This window comes from Streptomyces sp. SCSIO 75703 (assembly GCF_036607905.1).
In the GTDB taxonomy this organism is placed as follows: Bacteria; Actinomycetota; Actinomycetes; order Streptomycetales; family Streptomycetaceae; genus Streptomyces.
This window is the reverse complement of the sequence record NZ_CP144555.1, coordinates 816,341-831,681: the sequence shown is the minus strand read 5'-3', so window position 1 is coordinate 831,681 and position 15,341 is coordinate 816,341. Positions and strand designations below refer to the sequence as shown.

Below are 15,341 nucleotides of genomic sequence, written 5' to 3'. Positions count from 1 at the left end.
AGAGGAGTGGGACGGACAGTGCAGACCCTGGCGTACGGATCGTGGCCTTCGCCGATCGGCGCGGAGACCGCCGCCGCGCACGACGGGCGCCCCGAGGACGTCGGCTTCGTCGGCGACGAGGTGTGGTGGAGCGCGCCCCGCCCGGCCGAGGGCGGCCGGCGCACCCTGGTGCGGCGCCGCGGCGACGGCACGGAGGAAGCGGTGCTCCCCGCCCCGTGGAACGTGCGCAGCCGCGTCATCGAGTACGGCGGCCGGGCCTGGGGCGCCTTCACGGCGGACGACGGGCCGCGGGCGGTCTTCGTTCACTTCGACGACCAGCGGCTGTACGCCTGGTCGCCCGGGACCGAGCCGCGCCCGCTGACCCCCCTCTCCCCGGTGGGCGGCGGACTGCGGTGGGCCGACCCGCAGCCCCGTCCGGAACGCGGTGAGGTCTGGTGCGTCCTGGAGGAGTTCACCGGCGAGGGCCCCGGCGACGTGCGCCGTGTCCTGGCCGCCGTCCCCCTCGACGGCTCCGCCGCCGACGACCGGGCCGCCGTCCGCGAACTCACCGACGACCGCCACCGGTTCGTGACCGGGGCCCGCGTCTCGCCCGACGGGCGGCGCGCGGCCTGGATCGCCTGGGACCACCCGCGCATGCCCTGGGACGGCACCGAACTGCTCGTCGCCGGGATCGGCCCCGACGGCGTCTTCGGGGAACCGCGGGTTGTCGCCGGCGGCCCCGAGGAGTCCGTCGCCCAGGCCGACTGGACCGCCGCCGGGGAACTGCTCCACGCCTCCGACCGCACCGGCTGGTGGAACCTCTACCGCGACGGGACACCGCTGTGCCCCCGCGAGGAGGAGTTCGCCGACGCGCTGTGGAAGATCGGCCAGCGCTGGTTCGCCCCGCTCGACAACGGGCTGATCGCCGTCGTGCACGGCCGTGGCGCCGCCGCCCTCGGCATCCTCGACCCGGAGACCGGCGAGGTCGTCGACGCGCCCGGCCCCTGGACCGAGTTCGCGCCCACGCTGGCCGCCCACGGCGAGCGGATCGCCGCCGTCGGGGCGGGCCCGCACCGCGGCTACGAGGTCGTCGAACTGGACGCCCGCACCGGCCGCACCCGCGTGATCGGCGCACCGCACCACGACGCCGTCGACCCCGCGCACTACCCGCGGCCCGAGGCCCGCACCTTCACCGGGCCGGGCGGACGCGAGATCCACGCCCACCTCTACCCGCCCCACCACCCCGGCTGCACCGGCCCCGCCGGCGAGCTGCCGCCGTACGTGGTGTGGGCGCACGGCGGGCCCACCCACCGCTCGCCACTCGTCCTCGACCTGGAGATCGCCTACTTCACCTCGCGCGGCATCGGCGTCGTCGAGGTCGACTACGGCGGCTCCACCGGGTACGGCCGCGCCTACCGCAACCGGCTGCGCGGACAGTGGGGCATCGTCGACGTCGAGGACTGCGCCGCCGTCGCCCTCGCCCTCGCCGGCGAGGGGCTGGCCGACCGGGACCGGCTCGCCGTACGCGGGGGCAGCGCGGGCGGCTGGACCGCGGCGGCCTCGCTGGCCTCCACCGACGTGTACGCCTGCGGCACGGTGATCTACCCGATCCTGGACCTCGCCGGATGGGGCAGCGGGGAGACCCACGACTTCGAGTCCCGCTACCTGGAGACGCTGGTCGGCCCCTACGCCGAGGTGCCCGAGCGGTACGCGGAGCGCTCGCCCGCCGAGCACGCCGACCGGATCACCGCCCCGTTCCTGCTGCTCCAGGGACTGGACGACGCGATCTGCCCGCCCGTGCAGTGCGAGCGCTTCCTGGAGCGGATGGCGGGCCGCGGGGTGCCGCACGCCTACCTCGCCTTCGAGGGCGAGGGCCACGGCTTCCGCCGGGCGGAGACCATGGTGCGTGCCCTGGAGGCCGAACTCTCCCTCTACGCCCAGGTCTTCGGCCTGAACCCGCCCGGCGTGCCGACGCTGGAGCTGTCCGGATGAGGGAGCTGACCCGCCCGGCCCGGCTCGCCCCCGGCGCCCGGGTCGCGGTCGTCGCGCCCAGCGGGCCCGTGCCCGGGGAGCGGCTGCGGGCCGGGGTCGAGGTGCTGCGCGGCTGGGGCCTGGACCCGGTGGTCGCCCCGCACGTCCTGGACCGGCACCCCCGTTTCGGCTACCTGGCCGGCACCGACGCCGACCGGGCCGCCGACCTCCAGTCCGCCTGGTGCGATCCCGCCGTCGACGCCGTCCTGTGCGCGCGCGGCGGCTACGGCGCCCAGCGGATGGCCGACCTGCTCGACTGGGAGGCGATGCGGGCGGCCGGGCCGAAGGTCTTCGTCGGCTTCAGCGACATCACGGCGCTGCACGAGGCGTTCGCGACCCGGCTCGGGCTGGTCACCCTGCACGGTCCGATGGCCGCCGGGGTCGACTTCCTCGGCACCGAGCGGGCCCGGGAGCACCTGCGGGCCACGCTGTTCGCCCCGGAGTCGGTGCGCACCCTCGCCTGGGCCGGCCGGGCCCTGGTCCCCGGGCGGGCGCGCGGGGTCACCCTCGGCGGCTGCCTGACCCTGCTCTCCTCCGAACTGGGTTCCCCGCTCGCCCGCCCCTCGGCGCGCGGCGGGCTGCTCTGCCTGGAGGACGTGGACGAGGAGACGTACCGGCTGGACCGCTGTCTGACCCAGTTGCTGCGGGCGGGCTGGCTGGACGGGGTCCGGGGCGTGCTGCTCGGCTCCTGGGAGGGGTGCGCGGAGGCCGGGCTGCGGGAGATGCTCGCCGACCGGCTCGGCGCGCTGGGCGTGCCGGTCGCCGAGGGCGTCGGCTTCGGGCACGGGGCGGGGGCGCTGACGGTGCCCTTCGGCACGGCGGCCGAACTCGACGCCGGCGCGGGGACGCTGACACTGGACGCGCCGGCGCTGCGCTGAGGGCCCGCCGGGGTGGCGGGGCGGGGCTCGCGGAGCGTGGCCGGGGGGCCGTCGTAGGGTGGCGGGATGCCGCATTCCGCTCCCCGCCACCTCGCCGAGGGCCCCCGCGTGGTCCTGCGGCACCTCACCCACGAGGACGGCCCCGAGTTCACCGCGCGGGTACGCGAGAGCCGGGACCTGCACCGCCCCTGGCTCTTCCCGCCGGACCGCGCCGACACGTACGCCGCCTACGCCACCCGGCTGACCGGGGACCCCACCCGGGCCGGGTTCCTGGTCTGCGAGAAGGACGGCGGCGGCATCGCCGGCTTCATCAACATCAACAACATCGTCGAGGGCGGCTTCCTCAGCGGGGCGCTCGGCTACGGCGCCTTCGCCCACGCGGCCGGCCGGGGCCTGATGCGCGAGGGACTGGACCTGGTGGTCCGCCACGCCTTCGGCGCGATGGGGCTGCACCGGCTGGAGATCAACGTGCAGCCGGGCAACGCCGCCTCGGCCGGCCTGGCCCGCGCCTGCGGTTTCCGGCTGGAGGGGTTCTCCCCGAAGATGCTCTTCGTGGACGGGGCCTGGCGCGACCACCAGCGCTGGGCCCGTACCGCGGAGGGCCCCGCCTGAGCCCGGACGTCCGGCGGCCGGGCGGAACGGGCCCGCCCGGCCGCAGGGTTCACCCGGCGCGGCGGTCCACGTACTCGTAGACCACGCCGTCCGGGTGACGGGCGATCAGGTTGCGTCCCGCCGGGGTCACGACCGGGCCGGCGACGATGTCGGCGCCGAGCCCGGCGAGGACCCGCCCGGTCTCCTCCACGTCGGTGACGGCGATGGTCGCGGAGACCGCGCGCAGCACCGAGATCTGGGATTCGGGCCCGCTCATGAGCAGGAAGCAGCCGACCGCCGCGACCTGGACGCCGCCGCGTTCGAAACGCTGCGCGGGACCGCCCGCCAGCCCCTCGTAGAACGGGATCGCCCGGTCCAGGTCGTCGACGTAGATGCGCAGTGTGGCTCCCAGAATGTCCATGCGGACGAGCCTAGTTGGCCCTCCACACCGGCGGCCCCACCCGCCCCGGGGCCCGGACGGCGGCGCACGGCGGACCGTCGTCCGGTCAGACCGGCTCCTGGAGCTGCGGCAGCACCTTGGTGCGGTAGAAGTCGAAGAAACCGCGCAGGTCGGGGCCGATCTGGTTGACGTAGATCCGGTCGAAGCCGGCGTCGGCGAACGCCTTCAGCTCGGCGACGTGCTCGTCCACGTCGTCCCCGCAGACCCGGTTCGCGCGCACCATGTCCTCGGTGACCAGTTCCTGCGCCTGCTCGAAGTGTTTCGGCGACGGCAGCACCTGGCCCAGCTCGCCGGGGAGCAGTTCGTTGGGCCAGAGCCGGTGCACCTCGCGCACCGCGGCGTCCCGGTCGGTGTCGTAGCAGACCTTGGTTCCGCCGCTGACCGGCTTCCCTCCGCCCCCGCCCTTGCGGTACTGCTCCACCATCGAGGCGTCCGGCGCCATGGTGACGTAGCCGTCGCCGACCCGGGCCGCCAGCTTGGTCGCGCTCGGGCCGAAGCCCGAGATGTCGATCGGCACCGGCCGGTCGGGAACCGTGTAGAGGCGGGCGTTCTCCACGGTGTAGTGCGTGCCGTGGTGGTTGACCTCCTCGCCGGCCAGCAGCCGGCGCATCACCAGGATCGCCTCCTCCAGCATCTCCAGCCGCACGTGCGCGGGCGGCCAGGCGTCTGCGAGGATGTGCTCGTTGAGCGCTTCGCCGGTGCCGACGCCGAGCCGGAAGCGGCCCTCCGTCATCACCGCGCTCGTCGCCGCCGCCTGGGCCACCACCGCCGGGTGCATCCGCACGGTCGGGCAGGTCACCGCCGTCCCGACGGGCAGCGAGACGGCTTCCGAGAGGGCGCCGATCACCGACCACACGAAGGGGCTCTGGCCCTGCTCCCCGTTCCAGGGGTGGTAGTGGTCGGAGATCCACAGGGCGTGGAAGCCGGCCTGCTCGGCCATCCGCGCCTGCTCGATCAGCTCCGCCGGGCCGTACTGCTCGCACGAGAGGAAGTAGCCGTACTCGGGCATGGGGGTGCCTCCGGGGGGACGCGGGCTGGGACCCGGGCCGAGTACCCGGCGCGGCGGCGGGCAACCGGGGCCGTCGGCGCACCGGCCGGCCGGTACGGCGGGTGCCCGGCCGGCCCGGTGCGCACCGGGCCGGCCGCCGGCCGGGGAGGGCCCGGCGGACGTTTGGGTGCCCCGGCCACGGGGACGCGGAAGGCTCACGCGTGACGCGAGAGCCCGGAGGCGAACCGTGAGCCGACCCCGGATCGTGATCGTCGGTGCCGGCTTCGCCGGGTACCGGACGGCCCGCTCCCTGTCCCGGCTGACCCGGCGGCAGGCCGACATCGTGCTGCTCAACCCGACCGACTACTTCCTCTACGTACCCCTGCTGCCCCAGGTCGCCGCCGGCGTGCTGGAACCGCGCCGGGTCAGCGTCTCCCTCTCCGCCACCCTGCCCCGGGTGCGGCTCGTCCTCGGCGAGGCCGACGGCATCGACCCCGGCGAGCGGACCGTGCGCTACACCGGCCCCGAGGGCGAACGGGGCACGCTCCGCTACGACCGGCTGGTGCTCGCCGCCGGCAGCGTCAACAAGCTGCTGCCCGTGCCGGGGGTCGCCGAGCACGCCCACGGCTTCCGGGGTCTGCCCGAGGCGCTCTACCTGCGCGACCACGTCACCCGGCAGATGGAACTCGCCGCCGCGGGCGAGGACCCCGAGGAGAACCGCGCCCGCTGCTCCTTCGTCGTGGTCGGCGCCGGGTACACCGGTACGGAGGTCGCGGCGCACGGCCAGATGTACACCGACTCGCAGGTCCGGCGGCGCCCGCTGCCGAACGGCCTGCGGCCCCGCTGGACCCTGCTGGACGTCGCCGACCGGGTACTGCCCGAGATGGACGAACGGCTCTCCCGCACCGCCGAGCGGGTGCTGCGCCGGCGCGGCGTCGACGTGCGGACCGGTACCTCCGTCCGGGAGGCCACGCACGACGGGGTGGTCCTCAGCGACGGCACCTCCCTTGCCACCCGCACGCTGGTGTGGTGCGTGGGGGTGCGTCCCGATCCGCTGGTGGAGGCGCTGGGGCTGCCGCTGGAGCGGGGCCGGCTGCTGGTGGACCCGTACCTGCGGGTGCCCGGGTGCGAGGCGCTGTTCGCCTGCGGTGACGTGGCCGCGGTGCCCGACCTCGCCCGGCCCGGCCGGTACACGCCGATGACCGCGCAGCACGCCTGGCGGCAGGGCGCCGTCTGCGCCCGCAACGTCGCCGCGTCCCTGGGCCTCGGACCGTGGCGTCCCTACCGCCACCGCGACCTGGGCTTCGTCGTCGACCTGGGCGGCACCCGGGGCGCCGCCGACCCGTTCGGCGTCCCGCTCTCCGGCGCCGCGGCGGGCGCGGTGGCCCGCGGCTACCACCTGGCGGCGCTGCCGGGCGGCAACCGGGTGCGGGTCGCCGCGGACTGGCTGCTGGACGCGGTGCTGCCACGCCAGGCCGTGCAGTTGGGGCTCGTACGGTCCTGGTCGGTGCCGCTGGAGTCGGCGTCGCCCGAACTGGCCCGGGTACCCGGGGGCGCGGCGGCCCGTGAGGGCGGCGACCCCGCGGGCCCCCGGGCACGTTCCGGCGAAGGGGCCCCGGAGCCCGGCGCCGCGCGGCGGCCCCCGCCGGGCCCAGGCGTCGCCCCCGGCCCCGTCCGGCGCACCGACGCCCACGCCCCCGACGCACCGGACCGCACGTCGGGGCCCGACGACCCGCACGAGCCGGGAGGACCGGGGTGACCCGGGACGCCCGCGAAACCGGGGCAACGAGCAGAACCCGAGGAAGGAGCCTCATGAACACCGGTGAACTCGCCGAACTCGGCCAGCAACTGCGCGTGGACAGCGTCCGCGCCTCCGCCGCGGCGGCCTCCGGACACCCGACGTCCTCCATGTCGGCCGCCGATCTGATGGCCGTCCTCCTCGGCCGCCACCTGCGCTACGACTTCGAGCGTCCCGACCACCCCGGCAACGACCGCTTCGTCCTCTCCAAGGGCCACGCCTCCCCGCTGCTGTACTCGGCGTTCAAGGCGGCCGGCGCCGTCGACGACGGGGAACTGCTCACCTTCCGCAAGCTGGGCAGCCGGCTGGAGGGCCACCCCACGCCCCGGCGGCTGCCCTGGGTCGAGACGGCCACCGGCTCGCTCGGCCAGGGCCTGCCCATCGGCGTCGGCATCGCCCTGTCCGGCAAGCGGCTGGACCACGACGGCCACCGCGTCTGGGTGCTGTGCGGCGACAGCGAACTCGCCGAGGGCTCGATCTGGGAGGCCGCCGAGCACGCCGGGTACGAGCACCTGGACAACCTCACCCTCATCGTGGACGTCAACCGGCTCGGCCAGCGCGGGCCGACCCGGCACGGCCACGACCTGGACGCGTACGCGCGCCGCTTCCGCGCCTTCGGCTGGCACACCGTCGAGGTCGACGGCCACGACGTCGACGCCATCGACCGCGCCTACGGCGAGGCCCTGTCCACCAAGGGGCAGCCCACCGCCGTCCTCGCCCGCACCCTCAAGGGCAAGGGCGTCGCCGCGGTGGAGAACCGCGAGGGCCGGCACGGCAAACCGCTGCCGGACACCGAGGAGGCCATCGCCGAACTCGGCGGCCCCCGCGACCTGCACATACGGGTGCAGGAACCGCCCTCGGGAGAGTTTCCGCGCCGCGCCGGCACCGGCCGCCTCGACCTGCCCCGCCACGACCGCGGCGAGCGGATCGCCACCCGCGACGCCTTCGGCCGGGCGCTGGCCGCGCTCGGTACCGCCCGCGGCGACGTGGTCGCCCTCGACGGCGAGGTCGGCGACTCCACCCGCGCCGAGTTCTTCGCCAAGGAACACCCCGAGCGCTACTTCGAGTGCTACATCGCCGAGCAGCAGATGGTCGCCGCCGCGGTGGGCATGGCCTCCCGCGGCTGGACCCCGTACGCCACGACCTTCGCGGCCTTCCTCACCCGGGCCCACGACTTCGTGCGCATGGCCTCCATCAGCGGCTCCGGCATCAACCTCGTCGGTTCGCACGCGGGGGTCGCGATCGGCCAGGACGGGCCCAGCCAGATGGGCGTCGAGGACCTGGCGATGATGCGGGCCGTCCACGGCTCGACCGTGCTCTACCCGTGCGACGCGCACCAGACCGAGCGTCTGGTCGCCGCGATGGCCGACCTGGACGGCATCCGCTACCTGCGCACCTCGCGCGGCGAGAGCCCGGTGATCTACGGGCCCGACGAGACCTTCCCGGTCGGCGGGAGCAAGGTCCTGCGCTCCTCGGACCGGGACCGGCTCACCGTCGTCGCCGCGGGCGTCACCCTGCACGAGGCGCTGGCCGCGGCCGACGCGCTGGCCGCCGACGACATCCCGGTCCGGGTGATCGACCTGTACTCGGTCAAGCCCGTCGACCGGGAGACCCTGCGCCGGGCGGCCGAGGAGACGGGGTGCCTGCTGACCGTGGAGGACCACCGGGCCGAGGGCGGCCTCGGCGACGCGGTCCTCGACGCGTTCACGGACGGACGGCCGATGCCGCGCCTGGTCCGGCTGGCGGTGCGCACCATGCCGGGCTCCGCGTCCCCCGCGGAGCAACTGCACGCCGCCGGGATCGACGCGGAGAACATCGCGGCGGCCGGCCGGCTGCTGGTCGGGGAGGCGCTCGTCGCGTGAGCACCGGTGGCGTACGGAGCGTCCGGGCCGGCGGGCGGCGGGTGGAGGTCCACCGGCCGGACAAGGTCCTCCTCCCGGGCCTGGAGGGGGCCCGCCCGTACACCAAGGGCGACCTGGTGGAGTACCACCGGGCCGTCGCCCCGTTCATGCTGCCGCACCTGCGGGGGCGTCCCCTCATGCTGGAACGCCGTCCGGACGGGCTCGACGGGCCGACGTTCATGCAGAAGAACACCCCGGAGGGCTATCCTGGCTGGATCACGCGGGCCGAGGTCGCCAAGGAGGGCGGCACCGTCGTCCACACGGTCTGCGACGACACGGCGACGCTGCTGTTCCTCGTCGACCAGGCCGCGCTCACCCTGCACCGCTGGCTGTCGCGGACCGCGAGTCCGCGGCGGCCGGACCGTCTGGTCTTCGACCTCGACCCGTCCGGCGACGACTTCGAGCAGGTCCGCACGGCCGCCCGGCTCCTGGGCGACCTCCTCGGCGAGCTGGAGCTGCCCTCTGGCCTGATGACCACCGGCTCCCGCGGGCTGCACGTCGTCGTACCGCTGACCGGCCGTCAGGACTTCGACGAGGTACGGGAGTTCGCCCGCGAGGTCGCCGAGACACTGGCCGGGCGGCATCCGGGTCTGCTCACCACCGCCGCCCGCAAGAAGGACCGCGGCGACCGGCTCTACCTCGACATCCAGCGCAACGCCTACGCGCAGACCGCCGTCGCCCCCTATACGGTGCGGGCCCGCCCCGGGGCGCCCGTGGCCACGCCCGTCGCCTGGGACCGGCTCGACGATCCGGCGCTGCACGCCCGCCGCTGGACCGTCGACGACGCCGTCGAGCAGGCGCGGACCCGGCCCTGGGAGGGGATCATGAGCCGCCCGCGCTCCCTGGGACCGGCCCGGCGCAGGCTGCGGGCGCGGGGCGGCTGAGCCGGGGCCGGCGGGATGGCCGACAACGGCCGGGCCGGTACGCCGACGAGGTTTGGCCGCCCCGCACGCGGCCACCCGGGTGACGAGGTGGCCATGTCCAACGCGAAGAACACGTCCGCATCAGGGAGCGGGCACGAGAGCGCGCCGGAGCCGCGGACACCGCGGGGTTCCGGCGCCGAGAAGCCACACAAGAGCCATAAGCCACAGCAGTCACAGAAGCCAGAGCAGATACAACAGTCACAGAAGTCACAGCAGTCACAGAAGCCAGAGCAGTCAGAGCAGTCTCATGAGCGACAGGAATCACGGAGTTCCCCGGAACCGCGTCGGCCGAAGCCGATGGAGGTGCTGCGCGAGGCGCGCGCCCAGTTCGCGGAACTGACCGGCACGGCGGCCGAGGCGGTCTCGTCCTTCGAGCGGACCGAGGAGGGCTGGTCGTTGGAGATCGAGGTCCTGGAGCTGGAACGGGTGCCCGACACGATGAGCCTCCTGGCGACCTACCAGGTGACGCTCGACGCCGAGGGCATGCTCACCGGCTACCGGCGCGTGCGGCGCTACGAGCGCGGACGCTCCGACCGGGGACCCGGCGGACGCTAGGCCGCCCGGCCGGCACTCGTCGCCGGGACCGGCGCGAGGCCGCGGGGACCCGCGGTTGCCTCCCGCATCCACCCACATGACACGAAGGAGGAACAGCTCGTATGACAGTCGTACCGGCACAGCAGTCCGGTGGCGGAGGTGGCAGCAGCGGCCTCTACGACGTGCTTGAGCTTGTACTGGACAGGGGACTCGTCATCGACGCCTTCGTGCGCGTCTCTCTGGTCGGCATCGAGATCCTGAAGATCGACGTACGCGTCGTCGTCGCCAGCGTCGACACCTACCTGCGCTTCGCCGAAGCGTGCAACCGGCTCGACCTGGAGGCCGGGCCCCGCAAGGAACCGGGCCTGCCCGACCTGGTCGGCGAGATGACCGAGTCCGGCGCCCGCGGCAAGTCCAAGGGCGCGCTGTCCGGCGCGGCCGAGACCATCTCCGACGCCTTCCAGCAGGCCCGCGACGAAGGCTCCCAGCGGGAGACCTCGCGTCCGCGCACCCGCAAGGCGTCCGCCTCGCGCCGGAAGGAGGAGCAGGAGTGAGCACCTACGTGTACGCCATCGGCGCCCGCGCGCACCCCGCACTGCCCGAGGGGATGGGCGGGGTCGGCGACCCCCCGCGCGAGGTGCGGATCCTGGAGGCGGGAGACCTCGTGGCGATCGTCAGCGACGCGCCCGAGGGGCTGCGCCCCAAGCGCCGGGACCTGCTGGCCCACCAGGGCGTGCTGGCCGAGGCGGGCGCCGCCGGCTGCGTCCTGCCGATGCGCTTCGGCAGCGTCGCCCCCGACGACGACACCGTCACCGCGGTGCTCGCCGAACGCGCCGAGCACTACCGGGAGCGGCTGCGCGCCCTGGACGGGCGGGTCGAGTACAACGTCAAGGCCAACCACGTGGAAGAAGCCGTCCTGCACCAGGTGATGGCCGAGAACGCGGAGATCCGCGCCCTCGCCGAGGCCAACCGCCAGGCCGGGGGCGGCAGTTACGAAGCGAAGATCCAGCTCGGCGAGATGGTCGCCGCCGCCGTGCGGACACGGGAGGCGGAGGACGCCACGGCCCTGGAACGTGTCCTGGAACACGTCGCCGAGGCGGTGAGCACGGGCCCGGAGTCCACGGGCTGGCTCGCCAACCTCTCGTTCCTGGTCGACCGGGAGGCCGCCGAGCGGTTCCTGGCCGCGGTGGAACGCGTCCGTGCCGAGCTGCCGCACCTGGAGGTGCGGGTCAACGGCCCGCTGCCGCCGTACAGCTTCGTCGAACCGGGGCCCGCCGAACCGGCGGCCACCGCGGCCGGCGGCGCCGGCGCCACGGCGGCGGAGGCCGGATCGGGGTGAGGACATGGGACTGATATCCGAGGTGCTGCTCCTGCCGCTGGCACCGGTGCGCGGTAGCCGCTGGGCCATCGAACAGGTGCTTCGCGAGGCGGAGCGGATCTACTACGACCCCGCCACGGTCCGGGCAGAACTGGGCCGTCTGGAGGAGCAGTTGGAGGCCGGTGACATCACCGAGGAGGAGTTCGACCGACAGGAGGACGCGCTCCTCGACCGGCTGGAGATCGCTACGCGCACGAGCGCGGGATGGGGCGACGGTACGGCACCATGAATCGAACCGGACTGGGCCTCGCGGTAGGGGCCGGATACCTGCTGGGACGTTCCAGGAAACTCAAACTGGCCATTGCCGTGGGCACGTTGGCCGCCGGGAAGAAACTCAATCTGACCCCCAGGGGCGTGGCCGAACTGGTCGCCACCCAACTGCGGGAGAACCCGCAGTTCAAGGAGATCGGGGACCAGCTCCGCACCGACCTGCGCGGTGTCGGCTCGGCGGCCTCCGGTGCCCTGGTCGAGCGGCAGATCGACGCGCTCGCCGACCGCCTGCACGGCCGCACCGCCCAGTTGCGCGACGGGCTCTTGGGAGCGGCGCCGGAGGAGCAGGCGACCGACGAGACCGACGAGACCGACGAGACCGACGAGACCGGCGAGACCCGTGATGACGGTGATGCCGACGAGGCCGGTGACACGGACGAGGCGGCCGGGCGCGGCGGAGCCGGGGAGCCCGAGGACGCCGAAGACGCGGAGGACGCCGAGGGCGACGGCGGGAGCGAGGAGCCCGAGGGTGCCGACGGCTCGGCGGCTCCCGGACGCGAGCACCGGCGGCGTCCCGAGCGCCGCGAGCCGCGTGGCGGGCAGGGGGCGGGAAAGAGCGCCCCGGCCCGGAAGCCCGCCGGCTCGGCGCCCGCGAAGAAGGCCACGGCCAAGGCCCCCGCCCGGAGGGCGGCGGCGAAGAAGGCGCGGCCCGCCGCGAGGACGGCGGGCGAGCGGAAGGCGGAGACCGGGAGGGCCGCGCGCTCCGCCCGGTCCGGGCCCGCGAAGGGCGGCGACGAACGATGACGGACACTCTCGGATCCGCCGCCTCGGCGGCGGGCAAGGCGGCGGGCAAGGCCGCGAAGGACAACCCGGTCGGCGACCTGGCCCGCAGCGAGGCGGTCGACCGTCTCAAAACGGAGGTGCAGGACTACCTGGCCGCCCAGGCGCAGCGCCTGGTGGCCGGGGCGGGCCGCAAACTGGGCGAGACCACGTCCCGGCTGAACGACATCGCCGAGGGCGAGAGCCCCGGCTTCGCCAAGCTCGCCCTGGAGGGCGGACGGAAGATCGCCGAGGGCAAGGGACCACTGCGCAGCGCGCTGGAGGTCGGCGCCTCCGGTGCCAAGGACAAGGTGACCGGCGCGATGAAGAACCTGGGCGGTGGCGGCAAGGACAAGGACAAGCGCCAACCCGGCGGCGGATCGAAACCGACCGTCATCATCGAGTCGGTCGACATCGGCGTACCGTTGCGCACGGCCTATGACCAGTGGACGCAGTTCGAGGAGTTCAAGACCTTCGCCAAGGGCGTCCAGAGCGTGAAGCTCAGCGACGACACGACCTCCGACTGGCAGCTCAAGATCCTGTGGTCCAACCGTGCCTGGAAGGCGACCACCACCGACCAGGTGCCGGACGAGAAGATCTCCTGGACCTCGGAGGGCGCCAAGGGCACCACGCGGGGCGTCGTCTCCTTCCACCGGATCGCCGACCGCCTCACCCGCATCGTGCTGGTCATGGAGTACTACCCCCAGGGCTTCTTCGAGAAGACCGGCAACATCTGGCGGGCCCAGGGCCGCCGTACCCGGCTGGACCTCAAGAACTTCGTCCGCCACCTCACCCTCATGGGCGAGGCGGAGGACGGCTGGCGCGGCGAGATCCGCGACGGCGAGGTCGTCCGCGAGCACGAGGACGCCGTCGCCGAGGAGGAACGGGAGGCGCAGGAGTCCGAGGAGTCCGGCGAGCACGACGAGCACGCCGATGGAGGGGACGAGGAGCCGGAGGACTCGTACGAGGACGAAGGTGACCGCGAGCCCCGGGACGAGGACGACGCGTACGGGGAAGACGAGGAAGCCGACGACGAAGAGGACGACGAGGGCGAAGGGGACGACGAGCGGTACGAGGACGAGGACGACGACCGGGAAGGGGACGACGACTACGACGAGGACGAGCCCGAGGACGCGTACGTCGACGAGCCCGAGCGTGAGGAGCGGGGGAACCGTCGATGACCACGCCGAGCCGGCTGCCCGAACCGTACGGCCAGGGACAGAGCGCGAACCTCGCCGACATCCTGGAGCGGGTGCTGGACAAGGGCATCGTGATCGCGGGCGACATCCGCATCAACCTGCTCGACATCGAACTGCTCACCATCAAACTGCGGCTCATCGTCGCCTCCGTCGACAAGGCGAAGGAGATGGGCATCGACTGGTGGGAGAGCGACCCGGCACTGTCGTCGGGTGCCCGGCGCGATCAACTGACGAGGGAGAACGCCGAGTTGCGCGAGCGCTTGCGGGCCCTGGAGTCCGGCCACGTGCCGAGGGAGGAGCAGGCGCCATGACGGGACTGCGCTACGTGTACGCCGTCTGCCGGCCCTTCGGCGCCGCCCTCCAGGCCCAGTTGCCGGGTGTGGCCGGCGCCCCGCCGAGGCTGCTGACCCACCACGGCCTGGTCGCGGTGGTCAGTCACGTGCCCGAGGCCGACTTCTCGGAGGAGGCGCTGCGGGCGCACCTGGAGGACATCGACTGGCTGGCCGGCACGGCCCGGGCCCACCAGCAGGTCGTCGACGCGCTCACCGCCGTGACCACCCCGCTGCCGCTGCGGCTGGCCACCGTCTTCCGGGACGACAGCGCGGTCCGCGTGATGATGGAGCGGCGTGAGGAGGACTTCCTGCGCGGCCTGGACCGGCTGGCGGGCCGTGTGGAGTGGGGCGTCAAGGTGTACGTCGACGTGCCGGAGGAGCCGGCCGAACCGGAGGAGCCGGCGTCCCGGCCCGCCTCCGGCCGCGACTACCTGCGCCGGCGGCGCCGGGAGACCCGGGCGCACGAGGACCTGTGGTCGCGGGCCGAGGAGTTCGCCACGGGGCTGCACGCCTCGCTCTCCGCCCGCGCCGACGACGCCCGGCTGCACGCGCCGCAGAACCCGGCCCTGTCGGGCGCGGCCGGCCGCAACGTCCTGAACGCGGCCTACCTGGTGCGCCGGGACGCCTCCGAGGAGTTCGTCGAACGGGTGGACCGCACCAAGGACGACGTCCCCGGCCTCCGTGTGGAGCTCACCGGACCGTGGGCCGCGTACTCCTTCGCGGGGGAGGGCACGGCCGAGCCGGAGTCCGGGGAGAACGCGGGTGAGCGGGCATGACCGTCGTCGAACGCCGTGAGATCGCCCTCGTCGACCTGCTGGACCGGCTGCTGGCCGGCGGCGTCGTCATCACCGGCGACATCACCCTGCGCATCGCCGACGTGGACCTGGTCCGCATCGACCTCAACGCGCTGATCAGCTCGGTCAACCGCAACGTCGGCTCGCCCTTCGAGGAGCCGACGTGAGCGACGCGGGAACGGACCGGCCCCGGCGCCGCCGTAACCACCTCGACCTCGACCCCGACACCGTCGAGCGGGACCTGGTCAAACTGGTGCTGACGGTGGTGGAGCTGCTGCGCCAGCTCATGGAACGTCAGGCCCTGCGCCGGGTCGACGAGGGCGATCTGAACGAGGAGCAGGAGGAGCGGATCGGGCTGACCCTGATGCTGCTCGACGACCGCATGACCGAACTGCGCGAGCGCTACGGGCTCCGGCCCGAGGACCTCAACCTGGACCTCGGCCCGCTCGGCCCCTTGTTGCCCCGCGAGTGAACCGGAGCCGGACCGGACCGGAGCGGACCGGAGCCGGACTGGAGCGGACCGGAC

Annotated in this window: 18 protein-coding genes; 16 read left to right on the top strand and 2 right to left on the bottom strand. The window is 74.3% G+C overall.

Annotated elements, in window-relative coordinates; genetic code table 11:
- The first annotated feature begins 18 nt into the window (after positions 1-18).
- From VM636_RS03805 to VM636_RS03795, 3 genes are all read left to right on the top strand, one after another.
- A complete protein-coding gene (locus tag VM636_RS03805) occupies positions 19-1,971 on the top strand; it encodes an LpqB family beta-propeller domain-containing protein (RefSeq protein ID WP_234312514.1) in 1,953 nt (650 codons plus the stop codon).
- Complete coding sequence (locus VM636_RS03800; protein ID WP_030418769.1) at positions 1,968-2,888, top strand: LD-carboxypeptidase; 921 nt, start codon at positions 1,968-1,970, stop codon at positions 2,886-2,888. The genes VM636_RS03805 and VM636_RS03800 overlap by 4 nt, the downstream gene beginning before the upstream one ends.
- 66 nt (positions 2,889-2,954) lie before the next feature.
- Positions 2,955-3,500 carry a GNAT family N-acetyltransferase gene (locus tag VM636_RS03795; RefSeq protein ID WP_030418770.1) on the top strand — a complete coding sequence of 182 codons (546 nt, stop codon included), beginning with the start codon at positions 2,955-2,957 and terminating at the stop codon, positions 3,498-3,500.
- A gap of 49 nt (positions 3,501-3,549) precedes the next feature.
- On the opposite strand, the gene VM636_RS03790 is transcribed toward VM636_RS03795, so the two are convergent.
- Both VM636_RS03790 and VM636_RS03785 read right to left on the bottom strand, forming a co-directional pair.
- A complete protein-coding gene (locus VM636_RS03790) occupies positions 3,550-3,900 on the bottom strand; it encodes a glyoxalase/bleomycin resistance/dioxygenase family protein (protein WP_030418771.1) in 351 nt (116 codons plus the stop codon).
- 85 nt (positions 3,901-3,985) lie between these two features.
- Positions 3,986-4,948, bottom strand: a complete 963-nt coding sequence (locus VM636_RS03785; RefSeq protein WP_030418772.1) for an LLM class F420-dependent oxidoreductase — start codon at positions 4,946-4,948, stop codon at positions 3,986-3,988.
- A 226-nt stretch (positions 4,949-5,174) separates the two neighbouring features.
- Here VM636_RS03785 and VM636_RS03780 point away from each other — a divergent pair, with 226 nt between their 5' ends.
- The 13 genes from VM636_RS03780 to VM636_RS03720 all read left to right on the top strand — a co-directional run bounded on the left by VM636_RS03780 (position 5,175) and on the right by VM636_RS03720 (position 15,287).
- Positions 5,175-6,686, top strand: a complete 1,512-nt coding sequence (locus VM636_RS03780) for an NAD(P)/FAD-dependent oxidoreductase (protein ID WP_053914227.1) — start codon at positions 5,175-5,177, stop codon at positions 6,684-6,686.
- A 53-nt stretch (positions 6,687-6,739) separates the two neighbouring features.
- A complete protein-coding gene (locus tag VM636_RS03775; RefSeq protein ID WP_338483256.1) occupies positions 6,740-8,587 on the top strand; it encodes a transketolase in 1,848 nt (615 codons plus the stop codon).
- Positions 8,584-9,510 carry a non-homologous end-joining DNA ligase gene (ligD, locus tag VM636_RS03770; protein ID WP_338483254.1) on the top strand — a complete coding sequence of 309 codons (927 nt, stop codon included), beginning with the start codon at positions 8,584-8,586 and terminating at the stop codon, positions 9,508-9,510. The genes VM636_RS03775 and ligD overlap by 4 nt, the downstream gene beginning before the upstream one ends.
- 228 nt (positions 9,511-9,738) lie before the next feature.
- On the top strand, positions 9,739-10,104 hold the full coding sequence (locus VM636_RS03765; protein WP_234312516.1) for a gas vesicle protein: 366 nt from the start codon (positions 9,739-9,741) through the stop codon (positions 10,102-10,104).
- Between the two features lie 101 nt (positions 10,105-10,205).
- On the top strand, positions 10,206-10,637 hold the full coding sequence (locus VM636_RS03760; protein ID WP_030418777.1) for a gas vesicle structural protein GvpA: 432 nt from the start codon (positions 10,206-10,208) through the stop codon (positions 10,635-10,637).
- Entirely contained in the window at positions 10,634-11,422 is a 789-nt protein-coding gene (locus VM636_RS03755; RefSeq protein ID WP_030418778.1) for a GvpL/GvpF family gas vesicle protein, read from the top strand. The genes VM636_RS03760 and VM636_RS03755 overlap by 4 nt, the downstream gene beginning before the upstream one ends.
- A 4-nt stretch (positions 11,423-11,426) precedes the next feature.
- Positions 11,427-11,690, top strand: a complete 264-nt coding sequence (locus VM636_RS03750; protein ID WP_030418779.1) for a gas vesicle protein GvpG — start codon at positions 11,427-11,429, stop codon at positions 11,688-11,690.
- On the top strand, positions 11,687-12,475 hold the full coding sequence (locus VM636_RS03745) for a DNA primase (protein WP_338483251.1): 789 nt from the start codon (positions 11,687-11,689) through the stop codon (positions 12,473-12,475). The genes VM636_RS03750 and VM636_RS03745 overlap by 4 nt, the downstream gene beginning before the upstream one ends.
- On the top strand, positions 12,472-13,671 hold the full coding sequence (locus VM636_RS03740; protein WP_338483250.1) for an SRPBCC family protein: 1,200 nt from the start codon (positions 12,472-12,474) through the stop codon (positions 13,669-13,671). The genes VM636_RS03745 and VM636_RS03740 overlap by 4 nt, the downstream gene beginning before the upstream one ends.
- Positions 13,668-14,000: a gas vesicle protein gene (locus tag VM636_RS03735; protein ID WP_030418782.1), complete on the top strand. Its 333-nt coding sequence runs from the start codon at positions 13,668-13,670 to the stop codon at positions 13,998-14,000. The genes VM636_RS03740 and VM636_RS03735 overlap by 4 nt, the downstream gene beginning before the upstream one ends.
- Positions 13,997-14,797, top strand: a complete 801-nt coding sequence (locus VM636_RS03730) for a GvpL/GvpF family gas vesicle protein (RefSeq protein ID WP_053914224.1) — start codon at positions 13,997-13,999, stop codon at positions 14,795-14,797. Before VM636_RS03735 ends, VM636_RS03730 begins: the two co-directional genes overlap by 4 nt.
- A complete protein-coding gene (locus VM636_RS03725; protein WP_030418784.1) occupies positions 14,794-14,982 on the top strand; it encodes a gas vesicle protein in 189 nt (62 codons plus the stop codon). Before VM636_RS03730 ends, VM636_RS03725 begins: the two co-directional genes overlap by 4 nt.
- On the top strand, positions 14,979-15,287 hold the full coding sequence (locus tag VM636_RS03720) for a gas vesicle protein K (RefSeq protein WP_030418785.1): 309 nt from the start codon (positions 14,979-14,981) through the stop codon (positions 15,285-15,287). Before VM636_RS03725 ends, VM636_RS03720 begins: the two co-directional genes overlap by 4 nt.
- Positions 15,288-15,341: the final 54 nt, after the last annotated feature.